Below are 13,309 nucleotides of genomic sequence, written 5' to 3'. Positions count from 1 at the left end.
CGCCAACAGGGCTGTGCGCACACGCCGTTGGATGCATCGCTGACGGCACACTTTTGGCCCCGGAGCCCGCCCTGTCAATGGAAAGTGAACAATCCTCAACTTATCCGCGCGGCGCTGCGGCCCGTACCCTGGAGGTATGGCCAGGGCCAACGAACGGGTCGAGGCACTGCTCCGGGAGTACGCCGACCTGATCGCCATCAGCGGCGGCGACGCCTTCAAGGCGCGCGCGTACGAGAAGGCCGCCCGCGCCGTCGGCGGCCACCCGGCCGATGTCGCGCAGCTCGACGCCAAGGGCCTGCGGGAGATCCCGCACGTGGGCAAGTCGATCGCCGACAAGATCATGGAGTTCCTGAGCACCGGGCACGTCCCGGACATCGAGGCGACCAGGGCCGCCGTCCCGGCCGGGGTGCGCGAGCTGACCGCCATCCCCGGGCTCGGGCCCCGCAAGGCCCTCGTCCTGTACGAGGAGCTGGGCGTCTCGTCCGTCGAGCAGCTGCAGGACGCCATCCGGGAGGAGCGGCTGCGCGATCTGAAAGGGTTCGGCGAGCAGACCGAGCAGAACATCCTCCACGGTATTTCCGTACTCCGGAACGCCGACGGCCGCATCCTGCTCGGCGCCGCGATGGACATCGCCGAGCAGATCGTCGACGAGATGTCGCGGATCCCGGGCTGCGTGCGGTGCACGTACGCGGGCTCGCTGCGCCGGATGCGCGAAACGATCGGCGACATCGACATCCTGGTGGCGGCCGACCGGTCCGCACCGTTCATGACGGCCCTCGCCGAGCTCCCGTACGCGGCCGAGGTCATCGCACACGGGGCGAAGAAGACATCCATCCGCACCGGCGCAGGCCTCCAGGTCGACCTGCGCGTCCTGCCGCCCGCCTCCTGGGGAGCGGGACTCCAGTACTTCACCGGGTCCAAGGCGCACAACATCCGCACCCGCGCGCTGGCGGTGCGGCACGGGCTCAAGCTCTCCGAGTACGGGCTCTTCGACGCCGAGAGCGGCGAGAACCTCGCCTCGAAGACGGAGGAGGAGGTCTACGCCCGGCTGGGCCTGCCCTGGATCCCGCCGCCGCTGCGGGAGGACCGCGGGGAGATCGCGGCCGGCCTGCGGGGCGAACTCCCCGCCCTCCTGGCCGAGGGAGACATCCGGGGCGACCTGCACACCCACACGGACCTCACCGACGGACTCGCCTCCCTGGAGGACATGGTGGCCGCCGCTGCCGCCCGCGGCTACGCGTACTACGCGGTCACCGACCACGCGCCGGACCTCGCCATGCAGCGCATGACGGAGGAGAAGATCCTGGCGCAGCGCGAGCAGGTACGGGAACTGGACCGCACGGTGCACGGGATGCGGCTGCTGCACGGCACGGAACTCAACATCGGCCCGGACGGCGGCCTGGACTGGCCCGATGCCTTCCTCGCGGACTTCGACCTCTGCGTGGCGTCCGTCCACTCCCACTTCGGCCAGAGCAGACAGGCCATGACCCGGCGCCTCATCCGCGCCTGCGAGAACCCGCACGTCGCCGTCATCGGCCACCCGACCACCCGGCGGATCGGCCGACGCCCCGGTGTGGACGCCGACTTCGAGGCCGTCTTCGAGGCCTGCGCGCGGACGGGTACCGCCCTGGAGATCAACGCGCATCCGGAGCGGCTCGACCTCGGCGACGAGGACATCCTGCGGGCGAAGCGCCACGGGGTGAAGTTCGCGGTGAACTCGGATGCGCACGCGACCACGCACCTGCCGTACCTGCGCTACGGGGTGGGCACGGCGCAGCGCGGCTGGCTGATGAAGGACGACGTCGTCAACACCTGGCCGTGGGCCCGCTTGCGCCGGTTCCTGCACGGGAAGCGGGCCTGACATCCCTTACGGTTGCTGGACGAGGCCGGACCGGACGCGCTCACCGTGCGGCGGCTGGCCGACGCGGTGGGCGTCCAGGCCGGGGCGCTCGACCTGCCGTGACGTGCCCCGCGCGACGCGGAGCGGCCTGCCCCCGGGGATCGGGGGCAGGCCGCGTGGGGTGGATCAGTTGTTCTGGGTGGCGTCCGAGTCCGCCTGGGCCGCCGCGCTTTCGGCGTCGTCCAGTTTCTGCTGCATGTCCTTGGCCTGGGCGTCGTCGGCGCCGCTCACGGACTGTGTCCCCTGCGGCTGGGCCTTCGCGCCGGGCGTGCAGCCGGTCAGCAGCAGCGCGGCCGCTGCGACCAGGGTGGCGAGACCGGCGGCGGCGCGGCGGGGCACGGTCACTTGGACTCCTGCGCGGAGCACCAGGTGCTGACGGCCTTCAGGTCGTCCTGGCGCTTCTGCAGGGTCGGCAGCAGGCTCTTGCGGAACGTCAGGCGATCGTTCAGGTAGGTGTGGATCTCGGTGTGGCCGGCGGTCTGGGCGTTCGCGGCGCGCTGCTCGAGTCGCGCGATGGAGCCGGGCACGGTGACGTCGCCGTTGAGCCGGGTGATCGCGGCGCTGATGCGGGTCTCGGTCTTCGGCAGGCGCTTGCAGATCGCCTTGGCTCCGTCGCCCTTCGGCGCGGACTTGGCCGTCTTCGCCGTCTTGGCGGGGGCGGGGCCGGTGGTGTCGGCCTGCGCGGGGGCGGCGGCGAGCAGCGCGCCGGCCAGCGCGACGGCGCCGATCGCGGCAACGGCGGTCTTACGGTTCGGGAGCATGGTCGGATCTCCTTCAGTGCGAACGGGGCCGGCTCACGGGCGGCCGACTGAGCAGGACGGTAGGGGGTGTCTTTGTGGAATCTTTGTGAGTCCACAGGAGCCCCCGGGAATCCGTGGCGGCCGCGGTCCCCGCCGGGTCCGCTCGCTCAGTCGCCCCGGGAGATCCAGTCGCGCCGCTTCGGCAGCCGCAGGGTCGGGGCGTCCGCGGCCGACAGGGGCAGGCGCACCTCGAAGCGGGTGCCCGTGCCGCGGGGCGGCGTCCCGATGGCGACCGTGCCCCGGTGCAGCGCCGCCTGCTGGGCGACGAGCGTCAGCCCGAGCCCGGAGCCGGGGCTGCCCGGACGGTGGTGGAACCGCCGGAAGACGGCTTCCCGCTCGGCGGGCGGGATGCCGGGCCCCGCGTCGTCCACGGTGAGCACCGCGTACCCGCCGTCCGCGCTCAGCCGTACCGAGATCCTGGACGGCTCGTCCGGCAGGTGGCCGTGCACCACCGCATTGCCGAGCAGGTTGGCGAGCAGGATGGTCAGTCCGGCATCCCAGCCGAACACCCTCAGCTCCGCGGGAAGTTCCACGTCGAGCTCCGCCGTGGGATGGCGGCGGGCCGTCTCGCCGACGACCGTGTCCACCAGCTCGGAGAGGTCGAGCGGGGCGAAGGCGGACACCTCCACCAGATCGCCCCGGGCGAGCATCCGCAGGGCCGTGAGCAGGTCCAGCAGACGGGCGTGGTCGCTCTGCAAGTCCCTTAGGATCTCCGCCCGTTCGGCGGGGGAGAGGTCGGGGTGGGCGGCGAGGACGTCCAGGTCGGTGCGCATGCTCATCAGCGGTGTGCGCAGCTCGTGCGAGGCGGCGGAGGAGAAGGAGCGGGCGGTGTCGAGCGCCTGCGCCGTCCGGGCGGCCTGCTCCTCGTACCGGGCCAGCAACTGGCCGATGGCGGAGGACAGTTCGTCCACCTCGGCGATGTTCACCGGCGCGGTGGCGAAGGCGGCCGCGCCCGCCCCCGGGTCGAGTTCGGCGGCCCGACGGCTCAGCCTTCGTACGGAGGCGGTGGCGCGGCCGGCCAGCCCGTACGCGAGCAGCCCGGAGACCGGCGCCGCCAGCAGTGCGACCAGCAGGACCCTGCGGCGCACGGCGACGACCTGCGGGTCGGCGGCCGAGGCCGGGGTGAACAGCCAGAACGTGCCGGGCGCCGGCCCGGCCACCGGGACCGTCAGCACCCGCCAGGCATGTCCCTTGGCCCGGACGGTGACCGGCCCGCCCGGGGTCTGCTCGGGAAGCCGTACCTGGTCGGCGGGCTGCGGGCCGCCCTCCAGGACGACCGTTCCGTCCGCCGTGCGTATCCGGATGCCGGCGTCGAGGACGTCGCCGAGGACCTTGCGGTGCTGGTTCTGCTCCGCCTTGGGCCGCCCGTTCAGGTCGGCCGAGAGCATGGTCTTGACGTCCGGGAGGACGGCCGAGGCCCGGTCCTGCAGGCGGGTGTCCTGCTGCTCGTGCAGGTCGCGGCTGACCAGCCCGAGCACCAGCAGGCCCGCGGCGAGCACCAGCAGGGGCACCACCACGGTCACCGAGAGCGCGATGCGCGCGGCGAGCTTCACGACCCGCTCCGGGCTTCGGGTACGCGCAGGACGAAGCCGACGCCGCGCACGGTGTGGATCAGGCGCGGGCGCCCGCCCTCCTCCAGCTTGCGGCGCAGATAGCTGACGAAGGTGTCGACGGCGTCACTGCGGACCTCGAAGTCGTAGCCCCACACCCGGTCCAGCAGCTGGTCCCTCGTGAGGACGATCCCGGCGTTGCGCACCAGCTGGACCAGGAGCTCGAACTCGCGCCGGGTGAGGTGGAGGTCGGCTCCCTCCTGGCGTACCTGCCGGCTGGCCTCGTCGATCACCAGCGGGCCGGCGCGCAGCACGTCCTGCGCAGGAGCCTGGGTCGGCCGGCGCCGCAGCAGGGCGTGCAGGCGCAGCACGAGCTCCTCCAGGGCGAAGGGCTTGACGAGGTAGTCGTCGGCCCCGGCCTGCAGCCCGGAGATCCGGTCCGCGACCTCGTCGAGGGCCGACAGCATCAGGACGGGAGTCTCGTCGCCCTGGGCGCGCAGGCTGCGGCAGACCTCCGTGCCGGTCAGGCCGGGCATCGAGACGTCGAGTACGAGGACGTCCGGGGTCTGGCCGGCGAGCAGGCCCAGCGCGGCGGGCCCGTCCTCGGCGAGCAGCACGGTGAAGCCGCTCAGCCGCAGCCCGCGCTCCAGCGAGCGGCGGATGGCGGCGTCGTCGTCCGCCACCAGTACCAGTCCGGTGGATGTGCTGCCGGTCACATTGCCCTCCTCGCGCGACCCCGTCCGAGGCCCGGCCGACCCTCTCACGGCCGCCGGACCGCGCGGAAGCCGGGGTCCGGAGGGCGTGCGGGCGTGGGCGTCCGCAGGCCCGGGCGGGGCGTGGGCATCCGGGGCGGGCCGGTCAGGTGTGCGGCCCGGCCCGCGTGCCGGCGGGGCGCCCGGGACGGGGCCTCCCGATGTCGTGAAACCTTTCTTGACAAGGTATAGGGGCGCCCTCAAACTGGCGTTGCGTTCACCGCAATCCGTTTCGCTATACGCACCGAGGTGTCATGAAGATTCCCGCGTGCCGACTCGCCGATCTTCCGCGAGGCGAGGCCTGCCGACTCGATTTCGATCCCCCGATCGCGGTGTTCCATACCGAGGACGGCGAGGTGTACGCCATCGACGACACGTGCACCCACCAGGACGCCTCGCTGTCCGACGGCTGGCTGGAGGGGTGCGAGGTCGAATGCCCCCTGCACGCCTCGAAGTTCGACCTGCGCACCGGAGGCGTGGACTGCCCGCCGGCCAAGCGCCCCGTCCGCACGCACCGGGTCCTCGTCGAGGACGGCATGGTGTACGTCGTGCCGTCGGACGCGGCGCAGAACCAGTCGCACCAGCCGCACCTGCCGCCCCGCGCGGCCGCCCGCCGGGTGGAAGGCCGCGCGTGAAGACCGTGGCCGTCGTCGGCGCCTCGCTGGCCGGCCTGTCCGCCGCCCGCTCGCTGCGCGAGCAGGGTTACGACGGGCGTCTCGTCGTCATCGGTGAGGAGACCCACCGCCCGTACGACAGGCCCCCGTTGTCGAAGGAGTACCTCGCAGGCGAGATCGACGAGGACGCACTCGCCCTCGAAGCGGAGGGCGAGGACCTCGCGGCCGTCTGGGAGCTCGGTGCGCGAGCCGTCGGCCTCGACACCGGGTCCCGGGCCGAGCACCACGTACGGCTCGCCGACGGCCGGTCGGTCCGGGCGCACGGCATCGTGATCGCCACCGGCGCGGCCGCCCGGACCCTGCCCGGAAGCGAGGCACTCGACGGCGTGCACGTCCTGCGCACCCTGGACGATGCCCGCGCCCTGCGGGCGGATCTGGCCCGCGGCGGCCGGCTGGTCGTCGTCGGCGCCGGGTTCATCGGAGCCGAGGTCGCCTCCACCGCGCGGCGGATCGGCCTCGACGTCACCGTCGTGGAGGCGGCGCCCACACCGCTGGCCGGTCCGCTCGGTACGGAGATGGGCTCCCTCGTATCCCGGCTGCACGCCGACCACGGCGTACGCCTGCTGTGCGCAGCGGGCGTACGCGCCCTCGCCGGCACGGGGAGGGTGGAGGCCGTCCTGCTCGACGACGGCCGCCGCCTCGACGCCGACACCGTGGTCGTCGGTGTGGGCGCCCGCCCGTGCACCGACTGGCTGGCGGGATCCGCCCTGGAGCTGGACAACGGCGTACGGTGCGACGCGGCCGGCCGTACGAACATCCCCGGCATCGTCGCCGTCGGGGACTGCGCGGCCTGGTACGAGCCCGCGGTCGGAGCCCACCGCCGGGTCGAGCACTGGACCGGTGCACGGGAGCGCCCGGCTGCGGCGGTCGCCGCCCTGCTCTGCGGAACGCAGGGTGTGCCGGAGGCGCCCCGGCCCCCGTACTTCTGGTCGGACCAGTACGGGATCCGGATCCAGTTCGCCGGGTACGCCGCGGAAGCCGACAGCGTCGCGGTCGAGGAGGGCGCGGCGGCCGACCGCAGCTTCCTCGCGGTCTACCGGAGCGCGGGCCGGCCCGTCGCGGTGCTCGGGCTGGACCAGCCGCGGCTGTTCACCCGGTGGCGGCGCCGGCTGGCCACCGCCGAGGCCCGGACGGCCGGCTGACCCACCGGCGTGTCCCGATCCGACACCCTGATGCCCTGACGCGCCCGACGCCCCGATGCCCCCGACGCCCCGAACCACGACGTTCCGCGAGGAGTGCACGTGACAACGACCAGCCTGCCGGAGAGCCTGATCGCCACCCTCCCCGGCGACTACTACACCGCCCCGGCCATCTTCCGGCTGGAGCAGGAACGCATCTTCGAGGCGATGTGGTTCTGTGTGGGGCGCTCGTCCGAGCTGGCCGGGCCGGGAGCCTTCCGGACCGTGGACGTCGGCCGTGAGAGCATCCTGGTGACGCGTGCGCGCGACCACGCGATCCGCGCCTTCTACAACGTGTGCCGGCACCGCGGCGCGAAGCTGTGCACCGAGGAGGCCGGCGCGGTCAGGCGGGCGTTCCAATGCCCGTACCACGCCTGGACGTACGACCTCGACGGCAAGCTGATCGCCGCCCCCAACCTCACGAAGATGCCGGACATCGGCCGGACCGAGTTCGGGCTGGCGCCCGTGCCCGTACGCGAGTGGCTCGGGTACGTCTGGGTCTGCCTCGCGGACAGCCCGCCCTCCTTCGAGGAGCAGGTCGTGGGCGCGGCCGTCGAGCGGCTCGGCGACGCGGAGTCGATCGAGCGGTACGGCATCGCGGACCTGGAGGTCGGGCGGCGGATCGTCTACGACGTCAAGGCGAACTGGAAGCTGATCATCGAGAACTTCATGGAGTGCTACCACTGCGCCACGATCCACCCCGAACTCACCGAAGTGCTCCCGGAGTTCGCCGACGGCTACGCGGCGCAGTACTACGTCGGCCACGGCGCCGCCTTCGGCGAGGGCATCCAGGGGTTCACCGTGGACGGCGCGGAGGGCCTCGACCGGATTCCCACCGTGTCGCCGGACCAGGACCGCAAGTACTACGCGATCACCGTGCGGCCGCAGGTCTTCATCAACCTGGTGCCCGACCACGTGATCTTCCACCGGATGTACCCGGTCGCGGCCGACCGCACGATCGTCGAGTGCGACTGGCTCTACCTCAAGGACGTGGTGGAGGGCGGCAAGGACGTCAGCCGCTCCGTCGAGCTCTTCGACCGGGTCAACCGGCAGGACTTCGACGCCTGCGAGCGCTGCCAGCCCGCGATGAGCTCCCGCATGTACGCCAAGGGCGGTGTGCTGGTGCCGAGCGAACACCACATCGGCGCATTCCACGACTGGGTGCGGGACCGCCTGGGCGCCGGGCGCGAACAGCCGCGGTAGGACCGGCCCGCAGCAGCCGTCGGCCGCCCCGGCGGCCCGGAATCCCGGGCGGGCGGCTCAGCCCAGGTGTCCCATGCGGTGGCTGATCTCCCGCGCGCCCTTCACCAGCAGCGGGGCGAGCTCGTGCATGCGCTCCTCGGTGAAGCGGTAGCTCGGCCCCGATGCGCTGATCGCGGCGATGACCACGCCGTCGCGGTCGCGGATCGGGGCGGCCATGGCGTGGAGCCCGATCTCGTACTCCTCGAACGTCATGGCGTACCCGCGGTCCAGGGCTTCGACGAGGTTCTTCTCGAGCTTCGTCCTGGCCGTCAGGGTGCTCGGCGTGTACTTCTTCAGACCGGCCTCCGCCAGCAGCTGCACGCGCCGCTTCGCCGGGAGATGGGCCAGGAGGACCTTGCCGCTGGAGGTGGCGTGCAGCGGGGTCAGCTGGCCGACCCAGTTGTGCGCCGTGACCGCGCCCGGGCCGCGCACCTGGCAGAGGTTGATCGCGTACCGCTCCTCCAGGATGGCGATGTTGACCGTCTCGCCGAGCTCCTCGGCCAGCCGCTCGCACACCGGGCGGCCCACCTGGGTGATGTCGATCCGCCCCGTCACCGCACCCGCCAGCCGCACGATCCCGAAGCCGAGCCGGTACTTGCCGCGCTCGGCGGCCTGTTCCACGAGACCGCGCGCCTCCAGCGCCCCGAGCAGCCGGAACGCCGTCGACTTGTGGACGTCGATCTCCGCAGCCACCTCGCTGACGCCCGCCTCGCCGCGCTGGGCGAGGATCTCCAGCACGCTGACGGCGCGGTCGACGGACTGCACCCCGCCCGCCGGGGCGCCTGCGGTTTCGGTGGCTGCCTCGTAGTTGCTCATGGCGAAACTATACGCGCCGTCACCAACGGCAGGCCGGGAGGAGTCGAGGTCCAAAAGTTGCGCGGAACGCAACCTGGTGCGTCAGGCGATACCCGTACTAGCATGCGCCGCATCTTGACGGCTGGGGGCGGCCCTCGGCCGGAGACGACGGGGAGGGACGAGACTCCGATGGTGCCCCAGCGTTACGACTTCGTCATCGTCGGCGGCGGCTCGGCCGGCAGCGCCCTGGCGAACCGGCTCTCCGCGGACCCCGGCAACCGCGTCCTGGTCCTCGAAGCCGGCCGCCCCGACTACCCGTGGGACGTCTTCATCCACATGCCCGCGGCGCTGACGTTCCCCATCGGCAGCCGCTTCTACGACTGGAAGTACGCGTCCGAGCCCGAGCCGCACATGAACGGGCGGCGCATCCACCACGCCCGCGGCAAGGTGCTGGGCGGGTCCAGCAGCATCAACGGAATGATCTTCCAGCGCGGCAACCCCCTGGACTACGAGCGCTGGGCCGCCGACCCCGGCATGGAGACCTGGGACTACGCGCACTGCCTCCCGTACTTCAACCGGATGGAGAACTGCCTGGCCGCGGACCCGGAGGACGAGTTCCGCGGCCGCTCGGGCCCCCTCGTCCTGGAGCGCGGCCCGGCCTCGAGCCCCCTCTTCCCCGCCTTCATGGAGGCGGTCCGGCAGGCGGGGTACCCGCTGACCGACGACGTCAACGGCTACCGGCAGGAGGGCTTCGCGGCCTTCGACCGCACCCTCCACCGCGGGCGCCGGCTGTCCGCCGCCCGGGCCTACCTCCACCCCGTCATGAAGCGGCCCAACCTCGACGTGCGGACCAGGGCCTTCGTCACCCGGATCCTCTTCGAGGGCAACCGCGCGGTCGGCGTCGAGTACCGCCGCGGCCGCGGGGCGCCCCGGCGGGTCCGGGCCGGCGAGGTGATCCTCTCCGGCGGCGCGATCAACTCCCCGCAGCTGCTCCAGCTGTCCGGGGTCGGCAACGCCGACGAGCTGCGGGCCCTGGGCATCGACGTCGTCCACGACCTGCCGGGCGTGGGGGAGAACCTCCAGGACCACCTGGAGGTGTACGTCCAGCACGCCTGCAAGCAGCCGGTCTCGATGCAGCCCTACCTGAAGTGGCGCCACCGGCCCTGGATCGGCCTCCAGTGGCTGCTGCGTACGGGTCCCGGCGCGACCAACCACTTCGAGGCCGGCGGCTTCGCACGGAGCAACGACGACGTCGCGTACCCCAACCTGATGTTCCACTTCCTGCCCATTGCGGTCCGCTACGACGGCTCCGCGCCCGCCGGGGGCCACGGCTACCAGGTGCACGTCGGCCCGATGTACTCCGACGCCGTCGGCTCGGTGAAGATCAGGAGCAAGGATCCCCGGGTGCACCCGGCCCTGCGGTTCAACTACCTCTCCACCGAGCAGGACCGACGCGAGTGGATCGAGGCGATCCGCAGCGCACGCGCCATCCTCGGCCAGCCCGGACTGGCCCCGTACGACGACGGCGAGATCTCGCCCGGGCCGGAGGTCGAAACGGACGAGCAGATCCTCGACTGGGTGGCCAGGGAGGGCGAGACCGCCCTGCACCCGTCCTGCACCTGCAGGATGGGCACCGGCGACGGGGCGGTCACCGATCCGGCGAGCCTGCGGGTGCACGGCCTGGAGGGGCTGCGCGTCGTGGACGCCTCCGTGATGCCCTACGTGACGAACGGCAACATCTACGCACCCGTCATGATGGTGGCCGAGAAGGCCGCCGATCTCATCCTGGGCAACGAGCCGCTGCCGCCGTCCAAGGCCGAGTTCTACCGGCACCACCGCCTCCGCAGCGAGGCAGAGCAGGGGCAGAGCCCCGGCCACACCTGAGGAGGAGCGGCATGTCCGCCCGGCCCACGCCGTATCCCGAACGTCCCGCGCAGGCCCCGGTCACCGGGGGCGGCCTGGCCGAGCTCCTGCGCAGGGTCCGCTACGAGGTCCTGCCGGCGAAGGCCACCGAGGACAAGGTCCTGGCCCACGTCCCGGCGGACGTGCCCGTCACGGTCACCGCCTCCCCGGCCAAGGGCCTCGGCCCGACCCTGGACCTCGCCGTCCGCCTGGCCGGGCACGGCTACCGGGTCGTCCCGCACGTCCCGGCCCGGCAGATCGCCGGCGCCGGCCACCTCGCGGAGATCGTGGACCGGCTCGTCGCCGCCGGCATCGAGGACGTCTTCGTGCCCGCCGGCGACGCCGACCCGCCGGCCGGGGCGTACGACGCGGCCCTGCCCGTCCTGCGCCGGCTCGGCGAGCTGGGCAGCCCGTTCGCGCACGTCGGCATCACCGGCTACCCGGAGAGCCATCCCCTCATCGACGACGACGTCACCGTCCAGGCGATGTGGGACAAGCAGCGCCATGCGACGTACATCGTCAGCAACCTGTGCTTCGACCCGGCGACCCTGCGCCACTGGCTCGCACGGATACGCCGCCGGCAGATCGAGCTGCCCGTGCACATCGGCGTCGCCGGCCCCGTCGAGCGGGCGAAGCTGCTGTCCATGGCCACGAAGATCGGCGTGGGGGAGTCGGCCAAGTTCCTCACCCGGCACCCCTCGTGGTTCCTGCGCTTCGCGGCGCCCGGCGGCTACTCCCCGGAGCGGCTGCTGCGCCGGAGCGCCTCCGCGCTGGGCACGCCCGAGGCCGCAGTGGCCGGGCTGCACCTGTTCACGTTCAACCAGATCGCCGAGACCGAGCGCTGGCGCCGCGCGATGCTGGAGCGCATCGGCGGCTGAGCACGGCGCCCCGGAACCGGCGGGCCCGACGCCGCCCGGCCGTCCGTCCCCTTGACGTACCGCACCTCGTGGGCGATCGTGTCGTTCCATTCCGAGCAATACGATGCGCAATACGCAACGCACATACCGGTGTCACCCGTAAGAAGGGCTCCGCGCGTGGCAGATCTGTACGTCGGTGGAAAGTGGCGCGAAGCGGTGGCGGGCGGCCGGCGGGACATTCACTGCCCCGCCGACGGCACACACGTGCGGACCGTGTCCGAGGCGACGCGGGCCGACACCGAAGCTGCGATCGCCGCCGCGCGCAGTGCCTTCGACGAGGGGCCGTGGCCGCACACACCCGAGCGGGAGCGCGGCGCGCTGCTGCTGCGCACCGCCGACGTGCTGGAGCGCGAGGCGAAGGCGTTCGCCCGCGCCGAATCCCTCGACACGGGCAAACGCCTGGTGGAGAGCGGGTACGACATCGCCGACGTCGTGGCCTGCTTCCGGTACTTCGGCGGGATCGCGGGCACCAGCGCCGGCCGGGTGGTCGACACCGGCCGCGAGGACGCCGTCAGCCGGGTCGTCTACGAGCCCGTCGGGGTGTGCGGGCTCATCACCCCGTGGAACTACCCCCTGCTCCAAGCCGCGTGGAAGGTCGCGCCCGCCCTCGTCGCCGGCAACACCGTGGTCCTCAAGCCCAGCGAGCTCACGCCGTCCACCTCCCTCCTGCTGATGCGCGCCCTGGAGGAGGCCGGACTCCCCGCCGGTGCGGCCAACCTCGTGCTGGGAGCGGGGGCCGAGGCCGGCGCGCCGCTCGCCGAGCACCCGGGCGTGGACCTGGTCTCGTTCACCGGCGGGCTCGAGACGGGCAAGCGGGTCATGGCGGCCGCCGCGGCCACCGTGAAGAAGGTCGCGCTGGAACTGGGCGGCAAGAACCCCAACGTGGTCTTCGCCGACGCCGACTTCGAGGCGGCCGTGGACTTCGCCCTCACCGCCGTCTTCCTGCACTCCGGGCAGGTCTGCTCGGCCGGCGCCCGCCTGATCGTCGAGGACCCGCTGCACGACGCCTTCGTCGACGAGGTCGTGCGCCGCGCCCGCATCATCCGGCTGGGCGGCCCCTTCGACCCCGCCGCCGACACCGGGCCGCTGATCTCCGCCGCGCACCGGGCCAAGGTCGAGGAGTACGTCGCGGCGGGCCTCGCGCAGGGCGCCGTACTGCGCTGCGGTGGCCGGCGCCCCGAGGACCCCGCGCTCGCCGACGGCTTCTACTACCCGCCGACCGTGCTGGACGCGTGCCGCCGGGACATGCGCGTCGTACGGGAGGAGTCCTTCGGACCGGTGCTCACCGTCGAGCGGTTCTCCGGCGAGGAGGAGGCCGTACGGATCGCCAACGACACGGAGTACGGGCTCGCCGGGGCGGTGTGGACCCAGGACGCGGGCAAGGCGCAGCGGGTCGCCCGGCGGCTGCGGCACGGCACGGTCTGGATCAACGACTACCACCCCTACGTCCCCCAGGCGGAGTGGGGCGGCTTCGGGCATTCGGGCGTCGGCCGCGAGCTGGGCCCGACCGGCCTGGACGAGTACCGCGAACCCAAGCACATCTGGCAGAACATCCAGCCCAGGGCGCAGCACTGGTTCCGCGGCTGAGCCGGTGCCATC

Annotated in this window: 13 protein-coding genes; 8 read left to right on the top strand and 5 right to left on the bottom strand. The window is 72.8% G+C overall.

Annotation, left to right across the window (positions count from 1 at the left end):
* The first annotated feature begins 136 nt into the window (after positions 1-136).
* Positions 137-1,861: a DNA polymerase/3'-5' exonuclease PolX gene (polX, locus tag AB0I68_RS11510; protein WP_363177027.1), complete on the top strand. Its 1,725-nt coding sequence runs from the start codon at positions 137-139 to the stop codon at positions 1,859-1,861.
* Between the two features lie 12 nt (positions 1,862-1,873).
* Positions 1,874-1,963: a hypothetical protein gene (locus AB0I68_RS11505; RefSeq protein WP_363177026.1), complete on the top strand. Its 90-nt coding sequence runs from the start codon at positions 1,874-1,876 to the stop codon at positions 1,961-1,963.
* Between the two features lie 63 nt (positions 1,964-2,026).
* Here AB0I68_RS11505 and AB0I68_RS11500 read toward each other — a convergent pair whose 3' ends face one another.
* From AB0I68_RS11500 to AB0I68_RS11485, 4 genes are all read right to left on the bottom strand, one after another.
* Positions 2,027-2,245, bottom strand: coding sequence for a hypothetical protein (locus AB0I68_RS11500; RefSeq protein WP_363177025.1), 219 nt, complete (start codon positions 2,243-2,245; stop codon positions 2,027-2,029).
* Positions 2,242-2,661, bottom strand: coding sequence for a hypothetical protein (locus AB0I68_RS11495; RefSeq protein WP_363177024.1), 420 nt, complete (start codon positions 2,659-2,661; stop codon positions 2,242-2,244). The genes AB0I68_RS11500 and AB0I68_RS11495 overlap by 4 nt, the downstream gene beginning before the upstream one ends.
* A 146-nt stretch (positions 2,662-2,807) precedes the next feature.
* Entirely contained in the window at positions 2,808-4,253 is a 1,446-nt protein-coding gene (locus AB0I68_RS11490) for a HAMP domain-containing sensor histidine kinase (protein ID WP_363177023.1), read from the bottom strand.
* Positions 4,250-4,966: a response regulator transcription factor gene (locus tag AB0I68_RS11485; protein WP_363177022.1), complete on the bottom strand. Its 717-nt coding sequence runs from the start codon at positions 4,964-4,966 to the stop codon at positions 4,250-4,252. The genes AB0I68_RS11490 and AB0I68_RS11485 overlap by 4 nt, the downstream gene beginning before the upstream one ends.
* 290 nt (positions 4,967-5,256) lie before the next feature.
* Between AB0I68_RS11485 and AB0I68_RS11480 the strand changes: the two genes are divergently transcribed.
* The 3 genes from AB0I68_RS11480 (at position 5,257) to AB0I68_RS11470 (ending at position 8,057) form a co-directional block, all read left to right on the top strand.
* On the top strand, positions 5,257-5,637 hold the full coding sequence (locus tag AB0I68_RS11480) for a bifunctional 3-phenylpropionate/cinnamic acid dioxygenase ferredoxin subunit (RefSeq protein WP_363177021.1): 381 nt from the start codon (positions 5,257-5,259) through the stop codon (positions 5,635-5,637).
* Entirely contained in the window at positions 5,634-6,818 is a 1,185-nt protein-coding gene (locus AB0I68_RS11475) for an FAD-dependent oxidoreductase (RefSeq protein ID WP_363177020.1), read from the top strand. Before AB0I68_RS11480 ends, AB0I68_RS11475 begins: the two co-directional genes overlap by 4 nt.
* Positions 6,819-6,917: 99 nt before the next feature.
* Positions 6,918-8,057, top strand: a complete 1,140-nt coding sequence (locus tag AB0I68_RS11470; RefSeq protein ID WP_363177019.1) for an aromatic ring-hydroxylating dioxygenase subunit alpha — start codon at positions 6,918-6,920, stop codon at positions 8,055-8,057.
* 57 nt (positions 8,058-8,114) lie between these two features.
* On the opposite strand, the gene AB0I68_RS11465 is transcribed toward AB0I68_RS11470, so the two are convergent.
* Positions 8,115-8,912 carry an IclR family transcriptional regulator gene (locus AB0I68_RS11465; RefSeq protein ID WP_363177018.1) on the bottom strand — a complete coding sequence of 266 codons (798 nt, stop codon included), beginning with the start codon at positions 8,910-8,912 and terminating at the stop codon, positions 8,115-8,117.
* A 168-nt stretch (positions 8,913-9,080) separates the two neighbouring features.
* Here AB0I68_RS11465 and betA point away from each other — a divergent pair, with 168 nt between their 5' ends.
* From betA to AB0I68_RS11450, 3 genes are all read left to right on the top strand, one after another.
* Positions 9,081-10,775, top strand: coding sequence for a choline dehydrogenase (betA, locus tag AB0I68_RS11460; RefSeq protein WP_363177017.1), 1,695 nt, complete (start codon positions 9,081-9,083; stop codon positions 10,773-10,775).
* 11 nt (positions 10,776-10,786) lie between these two features.
* The gene (locus tag AB0I68_RS11455) at positions 10,787-11,671 is read left to right on the top strand and encodes a 5,10-methylenetetrahydrofolate reductase (protein ID WP_363177016.1); all 885 of its coding nucleotides are present in this window, start codon (positions 10,787-10,789) and stop codon (positions 11,669-11,671) included.
* Positions 11,672-11,827: 156 nt separating this feature from the next.
* A complete protein-coding gene (locus AB0I68_RS11450) occupies positions 11,828-13,297 on the top strand; it encodes an aldehyde dehydrogenase family protein (RefSeq protein WP_363177015.1) in 1,470 nt (489 codons plus the stop codon).
* Positions 13,298-13,309: the final 12 nt, after the last annotated feature.

The sequence above is a fragment of the Streptomyces sp. NPDC050448 genome, assembly GCF_040655295.1.
GTDB lineage: Bacteria > Actinomycetota > Actinomycetes > Streptomycetales > Streptomycetaceae > Streptomyces.
Note: the sequence above shows the minus strand (reverse complement) of the source record. Positions and strands in the feature narration are given on the sequence as shown.